A 22,282-nucleotide genomic window follows, 5' to 3' on the forward strand; every position below is an offset into this window, starting at 1 on the left:
CAAGATCCGAATCTTATCTAAAAACCATCCTCCTTAATCCCGTTCCAACCACGCGCGCATTTTACCCGGATTAAGCAAACCGTAAGGATCGACCAACTCTTTAAACTGCAACTGTTCCACATTAATACTTTTCATCCCTCCATCTTCCAATATATAAGTGTGAGGATTAGCAATCAGTGCGCCTTGCTGTTCGTGATAGCGAATAATTTCATTGAGCCGTGATTCGGTAGTGTAGCGAACTATTTGCAAAGCTGCGGCGATCGCCCTGCCGTTCATCCGCAAAAACTCCAAGTGCATCATCACCTCATCCCCATAATAATTGTACAGTTCCTCAATTAACTTCAAACCTTTATCTGGGGGAAAAAGCGTCTGCAAATAAGTCAGAGACGGGTCAGCGCTGCGAGCGTGCAAAGTGGTATGATTCCAAGTAAATTCAGCAAGGGCTGCACCTTTGCTCGCTGCTTGCGCGGTTTTTTGATAGCAAATTGTGCCGCCATATTCCCGCACCAAATCTTGCAGCGGTTCCAGACAAGATTCAGCCACCATTAACAAAGCGAAGTGCTTACCTTCAGGAATTGCATCGCGGAAAGCAGCAAAATAAGCAGGAATCGGCCAAGCACAAACACAAATTAGTTTTTTGATAATTCCGTCAGCATCGCCCAAAGCTTGACCGAAGTTTGCCGATGTCATAAAATCGTCAAAAGCGACGATGATTTCCGCCCAAGGATAAGCAGGGGCGAGGGGAATTTCTAACTCAGTAATAATCCCATTTGTGCCGTAAGCGTGATTGACTTTTTGCACTTCATCGCCGCGCAATTCGATGACACGGGGATCGTCTTCCATTGTAACGACTCGAACGGCATGAAGATTTCCCCGATCGCGCAATTGCCCGTAAGTTATCGAACCAATTCCCCCGCTACCGCCGCCGATAAATCCCCCAATCGTTGCGGTGCGATAGGTTGAGGGAACCATCCGCAATTCCCAACCAGTTTCTCGCGCCTGTTTGTCGAAAACCGACATTTTCACCCCTGGTTCTACGCAAGCTAAACCCGGTTTTATCCAGCGGATACTGTGCATTTTGGTGGTATCTAAAATGACGCCGCCCTTGAGGGGAATGCACTGCCCGTAATTGCCCGTTCCTGCACCTCTGACAGTTAGCGGAATTTTGAATTTGACGCAGGCTGCAGCAATCCGCAAAACTTCGGCTTCGCTGGCGGGACGAACGACTAAATCTCCTGTTTTATCACTTAAGAGAGGTTGCAAAACTGGACTGAAGTGATAATAGTCTTGAGATAGCTTGACAACTTGCGCGCGATCGCTAATTATTTCAATTCCCGATAGTTCCGAAGAAAAAGCATCCCAGTCAATACTTTGAATCGCATTTGCAGTCATTTTGTTTTCTCAATCCTGACAGGATTATATATTTTCTCAAGCATAACTTAGTAACCTAAAATACTAACTGCCATCTTTCTTTACGCAGTAAGGTGCTGAGGTTTCATCCTACATAGCAAAGCTGGTTTTTTCAATTAATAAATCCCCCAAACACCGCCATACCGTAGTATTTCCAAGGCACTGCAACAGTGTCAAATCCAGATGAGACAAGCATTTCCAACTGGGCCGAAAGTGTAGCTAGGCGATCGGGATTAGAATACCCGTAAGAGACACTCGTTCCCACCTTTGCGCGAATTTGTGCTAAGGTTTCCCCCTGACTTAGCGCCCAATCTTCTCGCGCCGCTTGATAAATATCTTTCATTGCTGCTGATTCTGCTAAAAGAGGATCGGCATTCCAAAAACAGCCACCAGCATTTAAACTTTTGCGAATCCGTTGAAACAATTTCAACTTCATCTCATCCTCAATATGGTGAATTGCCAGAGAGGAAATGCAAGCATTGAATTTATCAGCTAAGCCTGATGAATTTGGATTGTTCGCCCATTCTCCAAAATCCATTTCTATGCCAGTCCACCGAGCTGCGTATCCTGCCGACTCTATTTTGGCGCGGGCAAAATCAAGCATCCGCGGCGAGTAATCGACAGCAACTATTTCCGCAAATGGGTAGCGTTTAAGAACTTTTACAGTGAGTTCTCCGGTACCGCAGCCGAGTTCTAAAATGCGGTTGTTTGTGTTAGCAATGCAGCCGGCTAATACATCCAGCATTTCGTCATATTTAGGTAAAAGTCGCCGAATGCCCGTATCAAAATCAGCAGTATTAACGAAAACTTCTCCCGGAAAAATTTCCTTGTTAGTAGGTGAGACAGTAGAGTCAGAATTCACGATCGCCAACCATAGACTACAATTGCTATCCTAACCGAGATAAAGCAAAAAGTGCGTGAAGTAGAGACACGGCACTGCCATGTCCTTAACCGAGCATCTGTACTTCACTCAACAGAAAATCCCTATAAAGTTATGGGTATTCTTACGGATAAGCGAAACACTCGCGGTAAACAATAATTAACCCTCGGTTGCACTCAGAGAGTCTTGCTTTACCCCGGACGCCAGCAAAACAGTCTGAGAAAGCAGTGTTATGTTAGTAGTGCATAAATTCCAATCAAGATTAAACCTCACACGTGAGGATACCATGCCCCAGTTGATTTATCGAATTCGGGCTGCCATCAGCCAATTAATTTACAAGCGAATTCTGCTTGCGGTGACAATTTTATTTTGTGTAGGTGTAGGAGTAGCGATGGCAAATATGTCTCGTCTTTCCTCCACCCTAATCGAATCGCAAGCTCTCCAAAATGCCACCCTCTATGCCCAAGCAGTTAAAGAAGCCCGCACCCTTTACAGTTCCGATGTTGTTAGTCCTCTCAACACCGCTGAAGCAATTAACTTTACCCACGACTACAACCCGACAAAAGTAACAGTTCCCGTACCAGCCAGTTTCTTAATAGAACTAGGCAACCATATCACAAAAAAAAATCCCGAAGTATCACTTCGTCTCTACAGCAACTACCCGTTTCCCTGGCGGCAAAAAGAAGGCGGAGTCCGAGACGAGTTTGAACGGCAAGCTATTACGTATTTGACGCAAAATCCGACAGAAAAATTTTTCCGCGTTGATGATGTTCGCGGCAAACCCGCCTTTCGATATGCCGAGGCAGATATTCTAAGTTCTAGCTGCGTGAACTGTCACAATACTCACCGTGACAGTCCTAAAACTGATTGGAAAGTGGGAGATGTGCGGGGGATATTAGAAATTACTCAACCTCTCGATACCATCACTCAACATACTCAAAGTGAACTTAAAAACCTGTTTTTACTGTTAGTAGGACTTTCACTTTTAGGGGTCACAGGATTAACTTTATCTATCAGCAGGTTGCGCCAAAATGCTAAACAATTAGAACAGCGCGTCAGGGAACGCACGGCACAATTGCAAGAAACTAATGTAGAATTGCTGAAAGAACAGGAAAAGAGCGATCGCCTGCTGCTCAATATTTTACCCGAATCCATTGCTGCTAAGCTAAAAGATGGTCACAGCAGTATTGCTGACGGCTTCGCAGAAGTCACGATTTTGTTTGCGGATATCGTAGGCTTTACCGTGCTTTCTGCACAAATATCTCCTGAAGAACTGCTCAAGTTTCTAAACGAAATTTTTTCAGCCTTCGATAGCTTAACGGAAAAGTACGGCTTGGAAAAAATCAAAACAATTGGAGATGCTTACATGGTAGTGGGAGGTTTGCCAAATCCCAGCACCAACCACGCCGAAAGCATTGCGGAAATGGCTTTAGGTATGCAGGAGGAATTAGCAAAATTTAATGCCAAACATCATGCAGGAATTAACATTCGCATCGGCATCAATACCGGGCCGGCAATTGCTGGGGTTATTGGCACTAAAAAATTTATTTACGACCTCTGGGGCGATGCCGTCAATACAGCAGCCCGCATGGAATCCCACGGAATTGCCGGCGCGATTCAAGTCACACAATCAACTTACGATATTTTGAGAAATAAGTATCTGTTTGAAGACAGAGGAATTATCCACATCAAAGGCAAGGGCGATATGAATACTTATCTGCTTGCAGGCAGGCTAGTCAGCGCAGTTCCGGTTTAATTTGTTTATTATATTATGAAGGGGTATGCTAGTTAGTCCGAAGTCATCAGTCATTAGTTGTTAACCGTTAGCCAAGAACTAACAGTTAATGCCTGCTGGCTTTTGACTGCTGACAATTACAGGAATTACAGAGGGGATGTGAGAACCCGGTTTCTGCGCGGTTGCTTCGTTGACAAACCAAAAATTTATTACGAGAAACCGGGTTTATTTTCTTATGTCCTACATTAGCCATTTGCAAAATAGTAAGTTTTATGTTATCGCGGATTTTATCATTCTTGAAATTTTTCCAATCTCGCTTGTCTAGGCAAATAGCTTTGTGGGTATTTGCTAGTATTCTTGTCATAGAGGGAATTATTTTAGTTCCCTCTTATTTTCGGCGAGAAAATGAACTTTTAAGCCAACTGGAACAGGTATCTCGGGCGACTGTTGATTCCCTAGAGTTTTTGCTCCAACAAGATATTTCCGATCGCACTTTCTTGCAAGAAGAAGTAAAAAATATTATTAAGGATTCTCAAGTAGTGTTAGGACTATCTATTTACCAAGCTAACAGTGAACTAATATATACACTTGGCGAACCGCCAGAAATCAGTTTAGATAAACTAAAAAAAGCTCGTATAGTTCACAGTCACAATTTCGATGGTAAGCGCTACGATATTGCTTGGACTGAGCGACATTTTGGAGGCGATTACATCTTAATTGTTCGCCACGATGCTTCCACCGTTCAACCGGAACTCTACGCATTTATCGGGCGGATTGCGGTTCTAGTCATCATTATATCAGCCTTTGTCACTTCGGTGACTATGTTTTTTTTAGGGGTGACAGTAATTTCACCTCTCTTGAGATTGCGCGATGACTTGATCGCTGCTGGAGACGCTTTGAGCAAAGATCAAGAAAAACCTGATTTCTACTCTCTCTCTGTCAAGCGCGATGACGAGTTGGGAGAACTCATGGTCGCATTCAATCAAATGTTTCACCGAGTATACAAGGAAATTGCACAGCGGAAACAAGCTGAAGAAGTATTACGCACCGAACAAGAAAAGTCGGAACGTTTATTACTAAATATATTACCTGTCATGATTGCCGATCGCCTAAAACAAGGTCAGATAAATATTGCGGACGGATTTGCCGAGGTTACGATTTTGTTTGCTGATATTGTGGGCTTTACCGACATATCTTCGCGCACATCTCCTGAAGAATTAGTAGAATTACTTAACAAAATATTTTCAGCTTTCGATTGCTTAAGCGAACAATACGGCTTAGAAAAAATTAAGACTATCGGTGACAATTATATGGTAGCAGGCGGTTTGCCGCTTCCCTGTACAAATCACGCCGAATCTATTGCAGAAATGGCTCTAGAAATGCAGCAAGAAATTATGAAATTCCGCGACGAATGTGGTAAACCTCTCAATATCCGCATTGGCATTAATACGGGGCCTGTTGTAGCCGGTGTCATCGGCACTAAAAAGTTTATTTACGATTTGTGGGGAGATGCTGTGAATACAGCAAGCCGCATGGAATCTCAGGGACTTCCGGGTAAAATTCAAGTTAGCAACTCAACTTATGAGTTGCTGTGCGATAAGTATTTGTTGGAAAAGCGCGGTAAAATTAATGTTAAAGGCAAAGGCTCTATGACGACTTATTTGCTCAAAGGCAGAAAATTGTAACTGACAATTTTAACCATCGCCCGCGAATACGTGGTATGGTGGCTGACGTTGCAGGGCAGGCGCCCTCGCCACCAAACTATATTTTTTTTGAACGAACCGCGAAGACGCTAAGGATGCGAAGGAAGAGAAGAGAAGAAAAGAGAAGAGAATATAAAGAGTTGCCAAGTGAGTTAACTTTGTTATATTAAAATGGGAGTTGATATTAGTTAGATGGGTAAAAATGACGGCGGATCAGGAACCGAATTCTTCTACTTCACCGATTTGGCAGCCCTTCACGCAAATGAAAACGGCGGCCCCGCCACTGAAGGTAATTCGCGGCAAAGGATCGGTGCTGGAATTAGCAGACGGGCGACAAATTCTCGACTGTATTTCTAGTTGGTGGGTGACTGTTCACGGCCACAGCCATCCGGTTCTCGCGGAGGCTCTTTATGAACAAGCTCAAAAGTTAGAACACGTAATCTTCGCGGGGTTTACTCACGAACCGGCCCAGAAACTTGCGAGTAAATTGCTAACTCATACGCCTGCTTCTTTAACGCGGATTTTCTTTTCTGACAACGGATCGACTGCTGTTGAAGTTGCTCTGAAAATGGCATTTCAATATTGGCGCAATCTCGGAGAAACTAACCGTACTAGCTTTATTAGTTTTGAGGGAGGTTATCACGGCGATACTGTGGGCGCGATGTCTGCTGGTAGAAGTTCGCTGTGGTGGGAATCTTTTGCACCTTTAATGTTTGCTGGGGATGTTGTTCCTTTTCCTGCGACTTTTGACGGCGATGAGGAGGTGGAAAGCAAGGAGGCCACGAGTTTAGAGAAATTGGAGTTTTTGTTAAAGCAGGGCGGCTATGCGGGAATTTTTATCGAACCTTTGGTGCAAGGTGCCGGGGGAATGCGAATGTGCCGCCCTGAGTTTTTGCAGGCGATCGCACAACTTGCCCGCCAGTTTAATGTATTGTTGATTTACGATGAAGTAATGACTGGTTTTGGTCGCACGGGCGAACTGTTTGCCTCTGTTAAATCTGCAACTTCACCAGATATCCTGTGTTTGTCTAAAGGATTGTCTGGCGGCTGTTTGCCAATTGCTGTCACAATGGCATCGGAGGATATTTATCAAGCTTTCTGGCGAGATGAACCGGACAAAGCTTTTTTTCACAGTCATTCTTACACTGGAAATCCCTTAGCTTGTGCGGTGAGTGTAGCATCCTTGGAGCTTTTGGAGCAAAACCCAAATGTGTATCAAGGGATGGAAAAACTCCACCACAAATATCTGAATCAATGGCTGAGAAATCATCCTAAACTCGAACGGATTCGGGCTTGCGGCACCATCGCAGCCATGGATGTAAAAACCGAAAGCGTTTCCGGTTATTTTAATGACATCGGTTCAGTTTTGAAAGCCAGATTTCTCGAAGCGGGGTTTTTGCTCCGCCCCTTGGGAAATACGCTTTACTTGATGCCTCCTTACTGCATTTCTCCTGATGAACTAGAATCGATTTATCGGGTGATTCGTCAGGTTTTGGATACTCTGTAAACCCTTTAACTTTAGTAATGAATTTACCCAATTGGAACGATTTGGCTGACGACGCACTGGCGGGCAAATGTATCTCTCGCGAGCAATCTTTAGCCGTATTGCGCGCACCGGATGAGGTTTTGCTGGAACAACTAAACGCAGCTTATCGGGTGCGCCGCCACTACTGGGGAAACCGAGTCAGGCTGCACTATTTGTTAAACGCTCAAAGTGGCCTTTGTCCTGAAGATTGCCATTATTGTTCTCAGTCAAAAATTTCGACTGCGGAAATTGAGAAATATCCGCTTTTAGCTAAGGAGAAAATTCTGGATGCCGCGCAACGCGCAGCAGAGTTAAAAGCTGGTACGTTTTGTTTGGTGATTTCGGGCCGCCAACCTAGCGCATCTACTTTTGATCGCGTTTTGGATGCTGTCGAGACTGTGAAGGCAAATTATAACCTGAAAATCTGTGCTTGTTTGGGATTGTTGAGCGAGGAGCAAACTCATCGGCTGGCTAAAGCTGGAGTCGATCGCGTAAATCACAATCTCAATACTTCCGAATCATATCACTCGGACATTTGCACGACTCACACTTTTGGCGATCGGGTTGAAACCGTCGAACACGTAAAAGCAGCGGGAATCACAACTTGTTCCGGCGGCATTTTGGGGATGGGCGAATCGGATGATGATGCGATCGATTTAGCGCTTTCGCTTCGCAAGTTGGGGGTTACTAGCGTCCCGGTCAACTTTTTCATTCCGATTCCCGGCACGCCATTTGCAGATGTGAACAGGTTAACTCCCCGCCAATGTTTGCGAATTCTCTGTTTGTTCCGATTTTTGCTTCCCAGTCAAGAAATTCGGATTGCTGGGGGACGGGAGGTGCATTTGCGATCGCTGCAACCTCTCGGACTCTACCCCGCTAATTCTATCTTTGTTGGCGATTATCTGACAACTCCCGGACAAGCTGCCCATCAAGATTGGGACATGATTCGAGATGCGGGATTTGCGATCGAATCCCCTGAAGGTTCTCTCTTAGAAGTTGATTCAGCAGTTACCAAATCGGAACAAAAAACCCTGGTTGTTTAACTATTATAGTAGTTTTCAATCGAATGAAATAGAGTAGGACACGGCAGTGCCGTGTCCCTACCCAATATCTCTACTTCACGCTTACGCATGGGCGGATAGAAACCGGGTTTCTGAGATAGCAAATGCGTCAGCCTTAAGTTCTTAGATTGTAGCCAGAAACCCTTATTCTACCGTTGACCTTCTTCAATCTAAAATCTAAAATCTAAAATCTAAAATAATACAAGAGGGGGAAATTGTGGACAAACGCGAAGAAATTACGATCGCAGAATACCAGCTAACTGCCGAATCTTTCCGAGAAGGAACTTGGCATCACGACGTATCCCAAAATCGATCCGCACTGACGGCTGCTATGCCCCGCAATCCCGGTAAAATACTCGATATAGGATGCGGGCCGGGACGAGATTTAGTAGCCTTCAAGAGCCAAGGACACACAGTTGTAGGCTTAGATGCAACTCCAGCTTTTGTAGAAATAGCTAAGAAGTTATCGGGATGCGAAGTTTGGCAGCAATCTTTTCTGAATCTCGACTTGCCAAATGCAGAATTTGACGGTATTTTTGCCAATGCTTCCCTGATTCACGTTCCCAGCAACGAGATGGTGAAAGTGCTGCAAGATTTGCACAAAGCCTTAGTTCTTAACGGTGCAATTGTCATGTCAATGTGCCGGGGAAATTGGGAGGGATACGACGAGCGACCAACGGGAAAACGCTATACTGCCGGATGGGAATATCATACTTTAGCCCCTTGTTTAGAACGAGCGGGATTTGAAATTGTAAATCACTACTACCGCCCCCCCGGCTTACCACGCGAAGCTCAATCTTGGGTAGTAATGGTGGGCAAAAAAATCTAACGTAAATTGGAAATTGGCAATAGGTAATTGCGAATCATTGCCCTCTCTTCCTCTGCGGTTAAAAAAACTAATTCAAACATTTACAGAGGATTGTTGTATACTGTTCCCAGTCAAAACATCCAATTTATGCACAACTTAAAACATAATTAACATGACAGACAAATCCCACATTTTTTTAGCGGGTGCTAGCCGAGGCGTAGGCCTGGAAATCGCGAAGTTGTTGGTAGAACAAAAGATGCAAGTAACTGCACTTTTGCGATCGCCCGCAAATAGCACCGAATTAGAAGCAATGGGCATCAAAGTCGTCACTGGCGATGCTTTGGATGCTGCCGCTATGGAAGTGGCCATGGCTGGCGGTGAGCCAATTCATGCAGTAATCAGCACAATTGGCAGCTTGCCAAAAGATAGAGAAATATCCGATTATTTGGGCAACAAAAACTTGATTGATGCGGCTGCAAAAGCAGGCGTGCAAAAATTTCTTTTAGTCTCATCCATCGGCAGCGGTAATAGTGCCGGCGCTTTGCCACCCCAAGCTTTAGAAACTTTGCGCCCGGTTTTAATTGAAAAGGAAAAAGCCGAAAATCATTTGATAGCAAGCGGGATGATTTATACAGTGATTCGTCCCGGTGGACTTAAATCGGAACCTGCAACCGGCAACGGTATTTTAACAGAAGATTGTCGAGTTTCTGGAACGATTCATCGGGCAGATGTAGCGCAGCTAGTTGGTCAGTGTTTAGTTTCTGATGCTGCTAACAATAAAGTTTTGTCGGCGGTAGATAAACAGATGGTTTACGGCAATCCAGAATTTGAGGTGTTAAATCTTTAGGGGCCGGTTTAGCGCAAAATAAGCTGTTTCGCTAAATTGTATGTTTTGGGCGGGCTAGAAGCCCACCCCACAATAAAATTGAAATTTTGTGGAACAGGCATCTTGCCTGTTCCTAAAAATGCTGCAAGATTTTGCACTCAAGAATCAAAGGGCTTAATCCACGATCGCCCTATCGCCCAATCCAAAACCAAACCCGCGATCGCAAACAATACCACACTCTCGACACCGCGAACCGCAAACGGCAATAACTCCTGTAGTGCGGGCATCTTCCCGGCATCAAACGACAATCCAGCATCCAACTGTCCAAAAGCCCGCACCAACCCAAAAGCCAACACCGCGCCCGATTTAAGCTGCGGGTTAACATCTCGGCGAATCGCATAGCGGTAAGTCACCCCGAACAAAAAACCGCCCAAAAGTGCGATCGTCCCTCTGAACGCAAAATTTAGGTCAATTTCCCTTACCTGCAAACTCGCCAGAGAATCGAACCTATCCGCTAGAATTAAGCTATTACCAAGGGCGATCGCCCCAAAACTAAGCAAACAAGACAAAGCAGCAACACTCCCTGCCTTCAAAGATTCTACCCGTTCAGCCGCACTAAAATTTGACGAGTCCTTCACAGCGCCCTCATTTCAAAAATGGCTCAAATTGACTTATCATAAGGTTTGGAGTCACTTTGTACAGTTTGTTCAATAAATAGCTATGGATATTTTGTCACTCGGTTGGGTTTCGGTGCTAGTTCTGTTCTCCTTCTCAATTTCAATGGTCATTTGGGGACGCAACGGTTTCTAGATTCCACAATAGCTTGCGGGGCAAGCTTTTTAACTGCCCCGCATTTTTTTAATCCTATTTAACACAATCAAAATAACAGGAGTTGGAAACATGACAGCCAAAAAAATCTTAATGTTAGTCGGCGACTTTGTAGAAGACTACGAAGTAATGGTTCCCTTCCAAGCACTGCAAATGGTAGGTCACACCGTCCACGCCGTCTGCCCGGACAAAGTGGCAGGTCAAACAGTTCGCACCGCAATTCACGACTTTGAAGGCGATCAAACCTACAGCGAAAAACCCGGTCACAACTTCACTTTAAACGCGACTTTTGACGAAATCAACCCGGCCGACTACGACGCTTTGATTATCCCCGGAGGACGCGCCCCAGAATACATCCGCCTCAACGAACAAGTGCTGCAAATTACCCGCTACTTTGCCAACAGCAAAAAGCCGATCGCATCTATTTGTCACGGCTTACAGGTTCTAACAGCAGCCGGCGTACTCGAAGGCAAACGCTGCACCGCATACCCCGCTTGCAGCCCCGACGTACTCCGGGCAGGCGGCAAATATACAGAAGTTCCAGTTACCGAAGCCGTAGTCGATGGCAATTTAGTCACCGCCCCCGCGTGGCCAGCACATCCTAACTGGCTGGCTGAATTCCTGAAAGTTTTGGGAACGAAGATAGAACATTTAGAGAAAGTCGAAGTGTGAGTATTTTCACAGTCAAAGTTAAACCGAATTCCAAACAGCAAAGCATCGCAGAACAACCCGACGGCAGCCTCACAATACATCTCAAATCCCCGCCCGTTGATGGTAAAGCCAACCAAGAATTAATCATGCTGTTGGCGAAAAAGTTTAAAGTGCCGAAATCTGCGATCGGCATTAAATCCGGTTTTTCCTCCAGAAATAAACTTGTGGAAATTCCAATCGAACCTTTAACTTAGAAATAAGGGTAATAACAAATCTATCTAAAGAGGGATATAGACTCAGCTTTAAAAGTATATATTATAGTTGTCGAGTTAGAATATAAAATTATGAGCATTGAAAATAGAGTCGAAGCAACAGCAAAGAATATTGAAGGCAAAATCCAAGAAGCTGTTAGCGAAGTTACAGGCAATCAGAAAGATAAATTAGAAGGTCAAGCCAAGCAAGATGAAGCATCAGCAATTCACCTGAAAGAAGACCTCAAAGATAAAGCCAAAGAGATTGTAGACCGAGCTTAGTAACAGTATTCGCTACAAGTTTCCTGCCTACTAAATCCCGCAAACAATATGTTTGCGGGATTTTTTTTTTATGAGCCTCAATCATTTGTACCAATATCTTGGGCCAGGTTTTACCAACCATAATTGCCCAAAACTAACCATCTCATAAACCCGCCTCCCCCCAGCCCAAAATTCAGAATTAATTGAATTTAATGCTTGGGCGACGATGCTTAATCGGGGTTATTTGTTGGGTGGGGGCGGGTTTATCAACATTATTGGTGCGTGGCAAAATTCATCGGAGAACCGCCCCTACAGATTCTAGTAATTTTCTAGTAATTCATAATACAAAAGCATTAATTTTGTGGCGGGAACTGTTTTCCTTCCATAAGTTGTGCCACCTTGATGAGAAAATTCTACCTCAAAAGCACTGCCATCAAATTCCACCACGACTGTTCCTACTTCTCCTTTATATAATTTAATGATTTGTTTTTTTTCAAAATGGGTTGCTTCTAAATCTTCAGTTAAATCAACAATATTAATGTCTTTAATTATTTTCATTGTTTTTACCTCACTTTTTGACGGAATAACAACTTGTTAATCTGGGTAAAATTTTACCTGCGCGGACGATTAAAGCTGCTAGAATCAGAGATTCACCTACCTACTTCGGTTTTTAGCAATAATTTCATGTGGTAACGTGTTCCGTATTCATTGTTTTTTTAAATAACAACATCTTCGTTGATAGCAGCTTCTTTTAAAGCCTGTTTGAGCATTTCAGCATTTTTTATGGTAATGCCTAACTTACTGGCAAACAAAATAGCTTTATTTTTTCCTTCTTGATGATTATGATTTAAAGAATATAATTCTATTTTATTGCCTAAATCTGTTAGATGACCATTGGACAGTTTCACTATTAATAACTGTTTTTGAATAACAAAATAGAATATTAGTCTGCTACGATAATCGACTTTTACTCAAATGTCAATTATATCGTCTTTGAGTTGGGTGGCTGGTTTGTCAACATTATTGATGCGTGGCAAAATGGATCGATCGGTGAATCTGCCCTTCCTTTCCATGCCCAAAGCCCAATGCCCAATCCCCGATGCCCAATTCCCAATGCCAATAAAAAAGCCAGGGATGGATATCCCCAGCTCGAAACATACCACAATTAGTTTTGAGAGTTGGCGCGGGCGATGTTTCAGCATCGACCCGATCCACTTTTACCCAAATTAAATCAGGGTAATGTCAGCAGCCGTAATGCCAGGTCTGCCATTCAGAATTGCCAGTGTAACGCCTCGGTCAGAACCACCAAAACCGTCAGAGTCAAATCCTAGTCGTCCAGTTGAATTTTCATAAAAGACGAACGGCTCTGTCGGGCCTGCCCCGGCTGGACCAAAACTGCTGTTGTAAGACCCACTCTCAACCGCCAAGAAGGCCTGCGAAGAAATTCGATTCGTATTTGGCACTACCCTCAAGTTGGGGAAGCCGTTGGAGCCATTGAGTTGGAAGATAAACTTGTCTTGACCGATCGTAAAATCGCCGATTTGGTCTGTGTTTGTACCCACTGCGCCTTCGCCGAAGTTGTTGTAGTAGAAGCTGTCATTGCCACTGCCACCAATCAGCGTGTCAGCACCCGGCCCGCCTCCGAGAGAGTCGTTACCGTCGCCGCCGATCAAATAGTCGTTACCAAAGCCGCCCAGCATGGTGTCGTTTCCGGCACCGGCATTTAAGGTATCGTCCCCAGCTCCTCCGAGGGAGTCGGTAGCATTGGATGAGTCGCCGAACAGGATGTCATCCCCGTTACCAGTAGTGACCACATCAGTGCCGTTGCCACCAATAATGAAGTTGCTGCCTAAGGTATCGCTAATCAAGTTGGCGGCTGTGCCAGTAAAGGTGATGCTGCTAGCGTAGGAGATGAAGTCGTTACCCGCAAAGTTGCCAATCACGCGATCGCGCTGGCTGCCAAAGATGATGGTGTCACTTCCCTCGCCACCGTTCATGAGGTTGGTAACGGTGAAGCTGCCAGTAGGATTGGTGTAGCCAATTAACAGATCGTTGCCTAGCCCGCCTTCGAGAGTAATCAAAGCAGTACCAGTAGCATTACCAAAAAAGGCAGCGGTAGCATTGATAGTATCGTTGCCATCTCCACCGGCTGCGTTAGTAAAGGTACCGCTCAGGCTGTCGTTGCCTTCGCCGCCAATCATCGTATCGCTGGAGAAGGCAGCGACGATCGTGTCATTGCCTACTCCGCCGTCGAGCAAGTTGCGACCCGCGAAGCCTGGGAATGAACTGGAGGCGCCTACGCTCGAAATTACATTCGGCACCGACGCCGACACGATGAAGTCGTCGCCTGCACCTCCCAACGCAGTATCCGAAGTAGCAAAAACGTTGATCGTGTCGTTGCCGTCGCCGCCCTCAAAGAAGTTTCTGCCGCCGCCAAACTCGCCGATCGCCCCGGTGAGAGAATCGTTGCCGCCACCACCAATCAAGGTGGTTCTCTCAATTCCGATCGTGATGACGGAGGAAGTAAATGGGCTGCTTTGCGTACTGTTGGTAATCACTAAGATGTCGTCGTCAAGATCGCCCGACAGGTAGCTGTTGCTGGCCACACCTCTTAGGGTGTCGTTGCCTTTACCGCCAAAGAGAGTGTCTCTTACATTGATACCTACAACCAAGTCGTCGCCATTATCACCCCGCAAGTAGTTGCTGCCTTCATTGCCAGCGAAGCCAATACCCAAGCCACCCTGTAAAGAAAGGTTGTTGCCACCGCCTGCAATGAAGAAGCCGATCGCGTCATTGTCCTTACCGCCGTAGAGGGAATCTCCTCTCTGCGCCCCTCCCAGAATCGTATCTGCGCCCTGATTACCAAACATCAGGTTAGCTTCGACAGTACCTTGGAGGATGTCTTCTCCCAAACCGCCGGCCACGGTAGCGCGGGCTTCAGCGACTATGGTGTCCGAGCCTGCGTCGCCAAACAGCAAAGCCGGAGTGCGCTGAGATCTGATTGAATCTTCGTCGTCGCCGCCGTATAGAGTATCGTTCGGGCCAACTGAAATCAGAGTATCGTTATCGCCTTGGCCAAATATTAAGCTGCCGCCCAGGGTGGAAGTTCTAACGAAATCCGCCCCAGCTCCGGCGAATACTGTATCCGGGCCTAGTCCCGGAAGGTTTAAATCTAGTTGATTAGGATTGTCATCTAACGTTGTCATAAAGCTTCACTCCTCTACTTGTTGGTCATCGCTGGTGCGACTACAGACACTGCCTAGAACACCGAATGTTTGGATTCCGCTGTAGTTTAACCTGTTTGCCAGCCGCAAGTCTAGCCTACTGGCGTTAACCCTGTCTAGACTTTCTCCCTCGCGGTTTTTTTGCTTGTAAGCTTTTATTTTCAAAGTCTTCACCCTTTAATAATCCTGGTGCACTGTCTCAGGTGCTCACGCTCCATAAGACGCGGCTCATATTCTTAATGTTCCACTCTGGATTGGCGGTCGGGGATCGCGTCCGGGGGAGGAAATTAAAGATTAAAAAAGGCAGATCTGGGTGATCGGGAAGACAAGGGAAATTGGGAGATTTGTTACTTGGTAACAAGGCTTTGTGGCAATTTCCGGTTTTCCAGGCAGGGTCGTCATTTAATAATTCTGACCCGGATTGAACTGCGTACCGCTCCGGGCTTTAAAAGTCTACGCCCCGCTTTAGTTCTACGCCCCGATCGCCGTAGTGTTTGTGACAGTATACCTCGGAGTGTACGCTTGCCAAGTCAAAGTAAGCATGGGGTTTGTGGCAACGCCCGGTGATAATAATTTCTGTATCCCGCGGCTTGCGTAGCAGAGCTTCGACGATCGGCTCTACCGGCAGCAGTTCTAAGTCTACTGTGGGATTGAGTTCGTCGAGAATAATCGTTTTGTACCAGCCGCTGGCGATCGCACATTTGGCGATTTCCCAACCGCGTTCTGCTTCTATGCAGTCTAGCTCTTGCTGTTGCCCCCGCCAAACTATAGCATCTCGGCCGCACCGCTGGTGGTCTACTAGCTGTGGATAGCTTTGGCGCAAAGCTGCGATCGCCGCATCTTCTGTATAACCGGTGCCGCCTTTTAGCCACTGCACGATTAACACCCGGTGAGATTGGTCTTGACTGATACCCCTACCTATTGCCTGCAAAGCTTTGCCCAAAGCGCTTGTAGACTTGCCTTTGCCCGCTCCGGTGTATATTTCGATACCCGAAATATGATGCTCTGCCGCTGCGGGGTGATAGTGGGGCTTCATTTCTGAGTGTAAGTCGGCAATCTCCAGCAAAGCTTCCGGGGCCGCTCGGCCTGTGGCGATTACTTCTAAATACTCTGGTTTGTTTTTGAGGGTTTGGACTACTTCGTCAACTGGCAGCAAACCCAAGTCCAATACGGGGTTTAGTTCGTCTAGTACCACGACGGAATAGAGCTCGCTGGCGATCGCTCCTTTGGCGATATCCCAGCCTCGCTGAGCTTCCGCGCGATCGAAGCGGGTGATTGCTTCGGCCCCAAAATATTCGGCTCTGCCGGTTCGCACTTGGTCGATCAAGTGCGGAAATGCCCGTTGCAAGGCTTCTATTGCTCCGTCTTCGTCGTAGGAGCGGCCGGGGCCTTTGAGAAAGCGCAGCAACAAAACTCGCGTGGGCGAGTCAGAATTGATACCCAGCCCGATCGACCGCAACACTACTCCCAAAGCTGCCTGAGACTTGCCTTTACCAGCGCCGTCGTAGACGTGAATCTGACCCGCGGCACGTTCCGATCGGGATGAGGCTGTCCGAATACCAATGCCATTCCTTACCATAATCAGCAGTTGTTTGAGTCTGTATCGGGGTGGGTATTCGATCGCGCGCCTTGAAGGTTTAATTTTTCCATTCTTTTGGCGGATCTCAACAGATTATACGATAAGTTCTAACCCCCAATCTTTTAAGCCACGATTTAACGCAATCAGGTGCTTAAACCTCCGGTTAAGATTATTCCGCTTGTGCTGTACAATTAAAATCTAACACGGACTGATATACCTAAAGGCTTATGATTGCGAGTGTTTTCCCATTTCGGACTGTTTTGGTGCAAATTTTAATTATGTTTTTGGCGATCGCGATCGAATCGTGGTTTTTGCAAAAACTACTTAAACTCGGCCCCAAAACCAGCATTGAATATACAGCCATCCTCAATCTATCTTGCACTTGCGTAGGCTGGTTAGTTTTCTTCGGCATTGAAAGCGTTCTTAGCAAAGAATTGCGGGAACAGCTTATCGGTTATATTTTATTAGGACGTGGGGATAATGTTTACGCTCCAATAACTATGATAGCACTCTCAGTATTAGCAGTAACTTTTCTAGCTAAATGGCAGGGATTAGAATTCATAGAAAACATGGTTTCCGGCAATAAAAAAGCTTCCAAGCCAGCATTTTTAGGACCGCCGAGCCTCACCCGCCGTGCTCCCAAAAGAACTTTTCAAGTAACTACCCAGTTTGGCGGAATTTTAATCGCCCACATTGTTAGCAATGTCGTTATTTTAACCGTGTTGTTTTTGCAAAGCGTCTATTAAAATTTATGATGAAGCAATTTTTTGATGTCACTCAGCAACTCACTAAACTGACGAACAACCTTTGGGAAACCAATAAAAAAATCCAAAAGGCGATGATTCCGCCTAAGGTTGTTCATTGGAAGACTCCTTTACTACTCAGCATCTTTTTAGCTTTGCTGACAGTGGCGGCAGTCACTGACTGGCGGACGAGAACTCTGCTTTTTGATATGAGCTGGTTATTTTTTACACTTTCAATGGGTTTGCTGACCAGTCAGCAACCTTTTGTTATTAAAGGAGTAAGTCTGAGTCCGTGGGTGACAAGCATCTTAATTGGCTTGTGGTTGCTGGTAAGATTGCCGTCGGATAGGAAGGAAATAGCGTGGATATCCGGCCCACTGATAGCAGTAGTAGTTCTTGCTACAATAGAGGTTTGGAATAGCGAGTCAAAACGGGAAGGTATCAGGTCGTTGGTGCGCCCTCAGTTTTTGATCATTACTCTAGTTCACCTGCTGTTTTCCTGTTGGTTTGCTTTTCACTTTTTAATTCAGGGTTGGATACGACAGTACCCTAGCGTTTTATCCCAGGATTTGAGGCAAAGCGATTATGTGGTGACATTTCAACAGCCAACTATTAATCGCTCTCGAGGAGTTGTCATCCTCAATGCAATGGAGGGATATTTGCGAAATGAAGCCCGCACAAAACCGTGGGCGCAAGTAGAGCAAATGTTAATAGATATTGACAACGAGCGATTTTTTCTGCGGAATCAAGCCTTAAAAACAACAGGGGTAGTCGCAGAAGATGCGAGGTGGGATGTCAAAACTTCGATCGTCCAAGGAGAGTCCCGCTATCAGTTAGAGATGCAGGCAACTTGGCTGGGATTGGTTTTTAGACCGGAAATATATTCGTTTACCAAATCTTGCGAGGTGTTCGCCGTAGCCAATAGAGCGACTGTAACCTGCGGTGCCATCAAACGCTCTCAACCCGGACAGCGAAAAGATGGAACGGCGGGGGACAGTCAAGTTTGATTCTGTCTCTGTTAACTAATTGCGATTGGTATAGCGGGAGAGTGAAAGAGTCTGAGAGTCGGAGATGGAAAAAATCCTCTTTCTTCCCTCTTCCCTCTTCCTTCTTTTTAATCTGAGCGAAGCCGAAGAGCTTTCTTCCTTCTTCCTTCTTCCTGACACTAAAGTATGGCGAAAGTTTTCAGCGGGTTAATAACTAGATGAATTTGAGAAGAATCTTGACAGTCGCGACCAATGTATTTTGGGAAGTAATTCGCGACCGCATCCTTTACTTAATTATTATTTTTGCTCTGTTGATGGGCGCATCGGTACGGTTGATACCGGAATTGGCGGCGACAACCGAAAAGAAAATTATCTTAGATATCGGTTTGGCTGCTATGAGCCTCCTCGGTCTAATTGCCACAGTCTTTGTGGCTACCGGACTGGTCAACAAAGAAATTGAAAAACGGACTGTTTATCTGTTAGTTGCTAAACCGATAAGTCGGGCGGAGTTAATTGTGGGCAAGCACTTAGGGCTGTCGGCGGTGCTGGCGGTGCTTGTAGCAGCAATGACTGTTATCTATCTGGCTATTCTGAGTTTGAGCCACATTCCTTTCCCTTTGGAAAGCATTTTAATCGCTTCGTTGTTTGTCTGGTTTGAACTGTGTCTCATGGCCGGTGTCGGGATTTTATTTGGGGTTTTTAGCAGTTCGCTGCTGGCAACTTTACTGACATTTGGCGTTTATTTAATGGGACATTCGACGCGGGATTTAGTTGCTTTGGGCAAGTTAACTAAAAATCCTGGTATTGAACAACTGATGATGGGACTATATCTGGTATTGCCGGATTTAGCCAGATTCAATTTGAGAAACGATGCTGTTTACGGACAAGTTCCTTACTTGGCAGGTTTGATTACAGATGCTGGCTACGGTTTGCTGTATGTGGTGCTGCTGTTGTCAATTGCGATCGCCATATTTTCCCGCCGGGAATTTTAAAACTCGCAGTCGGCACTTTCAGGGTAACTGTTTGTAGTGAGGATTTTCGTCATTACTACAAACAATTTTATTATCAAATTAGCGCGCTAAGATATAGAAAAGGTTATTGATAGCCAATCTCGACTAAAACTCAAAATTTTAGTGGTAAAATGAGGTGACTTATGAATACTGTAATTCACAAACCGATATCGCAGCTCAAGATTACTTGGCCGCTGCTACCCGAGGATTTCATCCTACCAGACGACCCCGTGGAAAATATAGAACATCCTTTAATCTCTAAGGGTTTGCGCCAGTATGTAATGGATTCCCCGGAACTAATGCAAGACGCACTAATAGTTTCTAATTTTGGTTTGTGTGCTGCTGTGGACGATCACACTATTTGCAAAGCCCCAGACTGGATGTACGTGCAGCCGGTTCAACCTTGGCCTCACAACTATCCCCGCCGCAGTTACACCCCTCATACCGAAGGAACTGTCCCTTTTGTAGTGATGGAATTTCTATTAGCTACTTACGGCGACGAATACTCTGTCGAACACACAGAAGAAATCGGCAAGTGTTTTTTTTGCGAACAAGTAATCAAAGTTCCTCGCTATGTCATTTTTCGACCGCAGACAGGCAGAATAGAAGTTTATGCGCTTGAATCAGAGCGTTATGACAATCAAAATCCTGATGAAAACGGCCGTTATTTAATACCTGGATTAAATCTATTTTTGGGTGTGTCGCAGGGAACTCGCGAAGGTAGAACGGGATATTGGCTGCGTTGGTGGAATGCTGAAGGAGAACTGCTTTTGTGGCCGAAAGAAAGGGCAGAAAAGGAACGCCAGCGGGCAGAAGATGAACGCCAGCGAGCCGATCGCCGACAGCAAGACAAAGAGTTAGCCGAGACGCTGCTGGAACAGGAAAGATAGCGAAATCAAGAACTTTTGGCTCGATTGGCAGCCCTCGGTATCGATCCAGAATAGCATTAGAAGTCGATGTCCGTCGGAAGAAAGAAGTGGTTCGAGGGAAGAAAGGAACCCGCTCGATATATGCTTTCTTCATTCTTCTTTATTGAGTTTGCTTTCTTACTTATATGTTCGTAAAAAAAGGTGAAATTATGTTAATACAAAAACTAGAACAATTAAAAGATATTTTCGCACAGATGGAACGGGCTTTGATTGCCTACTCCGGCGGAATTGACAGCACTTTGGTAGCCAAAATCGCTTTTGATGTGTTGGGCGATCGCGCTTTGGCAGTGACGGCAGTTTCCCCGTCTTTACTGCCAGAAGATTTAGAAGATGCGCGCATTCAAGCAGCAGAAATTGGGATTGCCCACGAGGAAGTAGAAACTCAGGAAATGGCAAATCCCAATTACACTTCTAACCCGGTTAACCGCTGCTATTTCTGCAAAAGCGAACTGCACGATACTTTGAAACCCCTAGCACTAGCAAAGGGTTATCCTTATGTGGTAGATGGGGTTAATGCTGACGATTTAAAGGATTACCGTCCCGGAATTCAGGCGGCCAAGGAACGCGGTGCGCGATCGCCCTTAGCAGAAGTAGGAATCACTAAATTTGAAGTGCGGCAGTTGGCAAAAGAATTGGGTTTGCCTTGGTGGGACAAACCCGCTCAACCTTGTTTGAGTTCGCGCTTTCCTTACGGTGAAGAAATCACCGTTAGAAAGTTGCAAAGAGTGGGGCGCGCTGAACGGTATTTGCGCCAGTTGGGACTGAAAAATTTGCGAGTGAGATCGGAGGGAGATACGGCGCGCATTGAGTTACCGGCAGAGGAGATTCGGGAGTTTGTGCTAAATACGGATTTGCCTGCTTTGGTTGCGGTGTTTCAGGAGTTTGGTTTTATGTACGCGACTTTGGATTTGGAGGGGTTTCGCAGCGGCAAATTAAATCAGGTTTTGCAGCAGGAGTTGTTGGGGGCGAAAGATTGATTAATTATCATGAAAAGAGGAGCGCAATTTCGCTAAATTTGCATAAATCCTGACTGTTGGTCAAAGGAATAGCATAAACTAAACTAGCAGCAAAATTAGCAAGTTTTATGAAAGTTAAATTTAGGTTATTTTCCGTCCTGTTGGCTTTGTTTTTATCGGCGTATATCCCCTTTCGGGTGTTAGCTAACCCGCAACCTTCGGGTGATACAGTTAGTTCTGCACTGTGGTGGCAAGTTGCTGTGTACAATCAGGTACAACAAATTAAAGATCGGCAATATCAAGGGTGTGTGTGGGGCGATTCTATTTCCTCGGCTCTGGGAGACTCTTTGGGAGCAGAAAATTTTAATTTTGCGATCGGAGGGATGAGTTCAGTCTCGCTGCTAGAACAGCTTAAACTTGTAGTGCCGCTTCGGTTTACCTGCGAAAAAGCGATTGTGGCGATCGGCACAAATGATGCTATGTACGGCATTAGCGATGAGCAGTTTGTTAGTAATTTAAAAGAGGCGATCGCCGTGATGCGATCGATCGGAACAAAACAAATTATTCTGATTCCTGCTTTTTACTCAACTCTTGCCGCCAGCTACAATCCTAAATTTGCCGGAACAATTGCCAGAGTTGACGAAATCAATGTTCTCATCAATAAAGTAGCCGCCGACGAAAATGTGACCGTGGAATCTAGCGATATACAAGCGTTGTTTAAAGAAAAAGCTCTGAATGAAGATTTAACAATTGACGGCGTTCACCTCAATCCTAAAGGTTTAGATATATACAGGAAAGTTTTGTTAAATATTTTGAATTCTCCCTCAGAAACGCGCACATCTTTCGATTGGTCTGTTAGATACCCGATTTCTTAAACAAGAAGTCGGGTATCTGGGTATTCTGTTTTTTAGGTGGG

The 22,282-nt window shown here is 45.4% G+C and carries 24 protein-coding genes; 16 read left to right on the top strand and 8 right to left on the bottom strand.

Going from position 1 to position 22,282, the window contains the following annotated elements; genetic code table 11:
• Positions 1-33 precede the first annotated feature (33 nt).
• A complete protein-coding gene (locus tag QUA53_RS00195; protein WP_333094213.1) occupies positions 34-1,392 on the bottom strand; it encodes an FAD-binding oxidoreductase in 1,359 nt (452 codons plus the stop codon).
• Positions 1,393-1,522: 130 nt separating this feature from the next.
• Positions 1,523-2,272 (bottom strand): methyltransferase domain-containing protein, encoded by a 750-nt coding sequence (locus tag QUA53_RS00200; protein ID WP_333094215.1) that lies wholly within the window; start codon positions 2,270-2,272, stop codon positions 1,523-1,525.
• A 304-nt stretch (positions 2,273-2,576) separates the two neighbouring features.
• Between QUA53_RS00200 and QUA53_RS00205 the strand changes: the two genes are divergently transcribed.
• The 6 genes from QUA53_RS00205 to QUA53_RS00230 all read left to right on the top strand — a co-directional run bounded on the left by QUA53_RS00205 (position 2,577) and on the right by QUA53_RS00230 (position 9,969).
• Positions 2,577-4,046 (top strand): adenylate/guanylate cyclase domain-containing protein, encoded by a 1,470-nt coding sequence (locus QUA53_RS00205; RefSeq protein WP_333094216.1) that lies wholly within the window; start codon positions 2,577-2,579, stop codon positions 4,044-4,046.
• Positions 4,047-4,297: 251 nt separating this feature from the next.
• Positions 4,298-5,710 (top strand): adenylate/guanylate cyclase domain-containing protein, encoded by a 1,413-nt coding sequence (locus tag QUA53_RS00210; protein WP_333094218.1) that lies wholly within the window; start codon positions 4,298-4,300, stop codon positions 5,708-5,710.
• Between the two features lie 220 nt (positions 5,711-5,930).
• Positions 5,931-7,235, top strand: a complete 1,305-nt coding sequence (bioA, locus tag QUA53_RS00215; RefSeq protein WP_333094220.1) for an adenosylmethionine--8-amino-7-oxononanoate transaminase — start codon at positions 5,931-5,933, stop codon at positions 7,233-7,235.
• A 17-nt stretch (positions 7,236-7,252) separates the two neighbouring features.
• The gene (bioB, locus tag QUA53_RS00220) at positions 7,253-8,296 is read left to right on the top strand and encodes a biotin synthase BioB (protein ID WP_333094222.1); all 1,044 of its coding nucleotides are present in this window, start codon (positions 7,253-7,255) and stop codon (positions 8,294-8,296) included.
• 235 nt (positions 8,297-8,531) lie between these two features.
• The gene (locus QUA53_RS00225) at positions 8,532-9,143 is read left to right on the top strand and encodes a methyltransferase domain-containing protein (RefSeq protein ID WP_333094224.1); all 612 of its coding nucleotides are present in this window, start codon (positions 8,532-8,534) and stop codon (positions 9,141-9,143) included.
• Positions 9,144-9,294: 151 nt separating this feature from the next.
• Positions 9,295-9,969, top strand: a complete 675-nt coding sequence (locus tag QUA53_RS00230) for an SDR family oxidoreductase (protein ID WP_333094226.1) — start codon at positions 9,295-9,297, stop codon at positions 9,967-9,969.
• A gap of 137 nt (positions 9,970-10,106) precedes the next feature.
• Here the strand turns inward: QUA53_RS00230 and QUA53_RS00235 are convergent, their stop codons facing one another.
• The gene (locus tag QUA53_RS00235; RefSeq protein WP_333094227.1) at positions 10,107-10,586 is read right to left on the bottom strand and encodes a hypothetical protein; all 480 of its coding nucleotides are present in this window, start codon (positions 10,584-10,586) and stop codon (positions 10,107-10,109) included.
• Between the two features lie 82 nt (positions 10,587-10,668).
• Here QUA53_RS00235 and petN point away from each other — a divergent pair, with 82 nt between their 5' ends.
• The 4 genes from petN (at position 10,669) to QUA53_RS00255 (ending at position 11,960) form a co-directional block, all read left to right on the top strand.
• Positions 10,669-10,758 carry a cytochrome b6-f complex subunit PetN gene (petN, locus tag QUA53_RS00240; protein WP_071883976.1) on the top strand — a complete coding sequence of 30 codons (90 nt, stop codon included), beginning with the start codon at positions 10,669-10,671 and terminating at the stop codon, positions 10,756-10,758.
• 90 nt (positions 10,759-10,848) lie between these two features.
• The gene (locus tag QUA53_RS00245) at positions 10,849-11,448 is read left to right on the top strand and encodes a DJ-1/PfpI family protein (RefSeq protein ID WP_333094229.1); all 600 of its coding nucleotides are present in this window, start codon (positions 10,849-10,851) and stop codon (positions 11,446-11,448) included.
• A complete protein-coding gene (locus QUA53_RS00250; protein ID WP_333094231.1) occupies positions 11,445-11,681 on the top strand; it encodes a DUF167 domain-containing protein in 237 nt (78 codons plus the stop codon). Before QUA53_RS00245 ends, QUA53_RS00250 begins: the two co-directional genes overlap by 4 nt.
• A 90-nt stretch (positions 11,682-11,771) precedes the next feature.
• Positions 11,772-11,960, top strand: a complete 189-nt coding sequence (locus QUA53_RS00255; RefSeq protein ID WP_015175540.1) for a CsbD family protein — start codon at positions 11,772-11,774, stop codon at positions 11,958-11,960.
• A 297-nt stretch (positions 11,961-12,257) separates the two neighbouring features.
• Here QUA53_RS00255 and QUA53_RS00260 read toward each other — a convergent pair whose 3' ends face one another.
• The 5 genes from QUA53_RS00260 to QUA53_RS00280 all read right to left on the bottom strand — a co-directional run bounded on the left by QUA53_RS00260 (position 12,258) and on the right by QUA53_RS00280 (position 16,742).
• Positions 12,258-12,497, bottom strand: a complete 240-nt coding sequence (locus QUA53_RS00260; protein WP_333094233.1) for a DUF4926 domain-containing protein — start codon at positions 12,495-12,497, stop codon at positions 12,258-12,260.
• A 158-nt stretch (positions 12,498-12,655) separates the two neighbouring features.
• Complete coding sequence (locus QUA53_RS00265; protein ID WP_333094234.1) at positions 12,656-12,847, bottom strand: DUF6883 domain-containing protein; 192 nt, start codon at positions 12,845-12,847, stop codon at positions 12,656-12,658.
• A gap of 63 nt (positions 12,848-12,910) precedes the next feature.
• Complete coding sequence (locus QUA53_RS00270) at positions 12,911-13,141, bottom strand: hypothetical protein (RefSeq protein WP_333094235.1); 231 nt, start codon at positions 13,139-13,141, stop codon at positions 12,911-12,913.
• Between the two features lie 24 nt (positions 13,142-13,165).
• Positions 13,166-15,145 (bottom strand): calcium-binding protein, encoded by a 1,980-nt coding sequence (locus QUA53_RS00275; RefSeq protein ID WP_333094237.1) that lies wholly within the window; start codon positions 15,143-15,145, stop codon positions 13,166-13,168.
• 463 nt (positions 15,146-15,608) lie between these two features.
• On the bottom strand, positions 15,609-16,742 hold the full coding sequence (locus QUA53_RS00280) for a cob(I)yrinic acid a,c-diamide adenosyltransferase (RefSeq protein WP_333039380.1): 1,134 nt from the start codon (positions 16,740-16,742) through the stop codon (positions 15,609-15,611).
• A gap of 227 nt (positions 16,743-16,969) precedes the next feature.
• On the opposite strand from QUA53_RS00280, the gene fraC reads away from it, so the two are divergent.
• From fraC to QUA53_RS00310, 6 genes are all read left to right on the top strand, one after another.
• On the top strand, positions 16,970-17,488 hold the full coding sequence (gene fraC / locus QUA53_RS00285) for a filament integrity protein FraC (RefSeq protein WP_333069349.1): 519 nt from the start codon (positions 16,970-16,972) through the stop codon (positions 17,486-17,488).
• 5 nt (positions 17,489-17,493) lie between these two features.
• Positions 17,494-18,492 (top strand): DUF5357 family protein, encoded by a 999-nt coding sequence (locus QUA53_RS00290; protein WP_333094239.1) that lies wholly within the window; start codon positions 17,494-17,496, stop codon positions 18,490-18,492.
• A gap of 197 nt (positions 18,493-18,689) precedes the next feature.
• On the top strand, positions 18,690-19,463 hold the full coding sequence (locus QUA53_RS00295) for an ABC transporter permease (protein ID WP_333094240.1): 774 nt from the start codon (positions 18,690-18,692) through the stop codon (positions 19,461-19,463).
• Between the two features lie 161 nt (positions 19,464-19,624).
• Complete coding sequence (locus QUA53_RS00300; protein WP_333094241.1) at positions 19,625-20,371, top strand: Uma2 family endonuclease; 747 nt, start codon at positions 19,625-19,627, stop codon at positions 20,369-20,371.
• Between the two features lie 188 nt (positions 20,372-20,559).
• The gene (larE, locus tag QUA53_RS00305; protein ID WP_333094242.1) at positions 20,560-21,387 is read left to right on the top strand and encodes an ATP-dependent sacrificial sulfur transferase LarE; all 828 of its coding nucleotides are present in this window, start codon (positions 20,560-20,562) and stop codon (positions 21,385-21,387) included.
• Positions 21,388-21,494: 107 nt separating this feature from the next.
• On the top strand, positions 21,495-22,241 hold the full coding sequence (locus tag QUA53_RS00310) for an SGNH/GDSL hydrolase family protein (protein WP_333094245.1): 747 nt from the start codon (positions 21,495-21,497) through the stop codon (positions 22,239-22,241).
• Positions 22,242-22,282 lie beyond the last annotated feature (41 nt).

The sequence above is a fragment of the Microcoleus sp. Pol12B3 genome, from assembly GCF_036701355.1.
GTDB lineage: Bacteria > Cyanobacteriota > Cyanobacteriia > Cyanobacteriales > Microcoleaceae > Microcoleus.

What these genes read in the sequence shown, in the direction of transcription:
- QUA53_RS00195 (WP_333094213.1), bottom strand. Translation starts at nt 1,392, where the DNA reads ATGACTGCAAATGCGATTCAAAGTATTGACTGGGATGCTTTTTCTTCG.
- QUA53_RS00205 (WP_333094216.1), top strand. Translation starts at nt 2,577, where the DNA reads ATGCCCCAGTTGATTTATCGAATTCGGGCTGCCATCAGCCAATTAATT.
- QUA53_RS00210 (WP_333094218.1), top strand. Translation starts at nt 4,298, where the DNA reads ATGTTATCGCGGATTTTATCATTCTTGAAATTTTTCCAATCTCGCTTG.
- bioA (WP_333094220.1), top strand. Translation starts at nt 5,931, where the DNA reads ATGACGGCGGATCAGGAACCGAATTCTTCTACTTCACCGATTTGGCAG.
- bioB (WP_333094222.1), top strand. Translation starts at nt 7,253, where the DNA reads ATGAATTTACCCAATTGGAACGATTTGGCTGACGACGCACTGGCGGGC.
- QUA53_RS00230 (WP_333094226.1), top strand. Translation starts at nt 9,295, where the DNA reads ATGACAGACAAATCCCACATTTTTTTAGCGGGTGCTAGCCGAGGCGTA.
- petN (WP_071883976.1), top strand. Translation starts at nt 10,669, where the DNA reads ATGGATATTTTGTCACTCGGTTGGGTTTCGGTGCTAGTTCTGTTCTCC.
- QUA53_RS00245 (WP_333094229.1), top strand. Translation starts at nt 10,849, where the DNA reads ATGACAGCCAAAAAAATCTTAATGTTAGTCGGCGACTTTGTAGAAGAC.
- QUA53_RS00255 (WP_015175540.1), top strand. Translation starts at nt 11,772, where the DNA reads ATGAGCATTGAAAATAGAGTCGAAGCAACAGCAAAGAATATTGAAGGC.
- QUA53_RS00260 (WP_333094233.1), bottom strand. Translation starts at nt 12,497, where the DNA reads ATGAAAATAATTAAAGACATTAATATTGTTGATTTAACTGAAGATTTA.
- QUA53_RS00270 (WP_333094235.1), bottom strand. Translation starts at nt 13,141, where the DNA reads ATGCTGAAACATCGCCCGCGCCAACTCTCAAAACTAATTGTGGTATGT.
- QUA53_RS00275 (WP_333094237.1), bottom strand. Translation starts at nt 15,145, where the DNA reads ATGACAACGTTAGATGACAATCCTAATCAACTAGATTTAAACCTTCCG.
- QUA53_RS00280 (WP_333039380.1), bottom strand. Translation starts at nt 16,742, where the DNA reads ATGGTAAGGAATGGCATTGGTATTCGGACAGCCTCATCCCGATCGGAA.
- fraC (WP_333069349.1), top strand. Translation starts at nt 16,970, where the DNA reads ATGATTGCGAGTGTTTTCCCATTTCGGACTGTTTTGGTGCAAATTTTA.
- QUA53_RS00290 (WP_333094239.1), top strand. Translation starts at nt 17,494, where the DNA reads ATGATGAAGCAATTTTTTGATGTCACTCAGCAACTCACTAAACTGACG.
- QUA53_RS00295 (WP_333094240.1), top strand. Translation starts at nt 18,690, where the DNA reads ATGAATTTGAGAAGAATCTTGACAGTCGCGACCAATGTATTTTGGGAA.
- QUA53_RS00300 (WP_333094241.1), top strand. Translation starts at nt 19,625, where the DNA reads ATGAATACTGTAATTCACAAACCGATATCGCAGCTCAAGATTACTTGG.
- larE (WP_333094242.1), top strand. Translation starts at nt 20,560, where the DNA reads ATGTTAATACAAAAACTAGAACAATTAAAAGATATTTTCGCACAGATG.
- QUA53_RS00310 (WP_333094245.1), top strand. Translation starts at nt 21,495, where the DNA reads ATGAAAGTTAAATTTAGGTTATTTTCCGTCCTGTTGGCTTTGTTTTTA.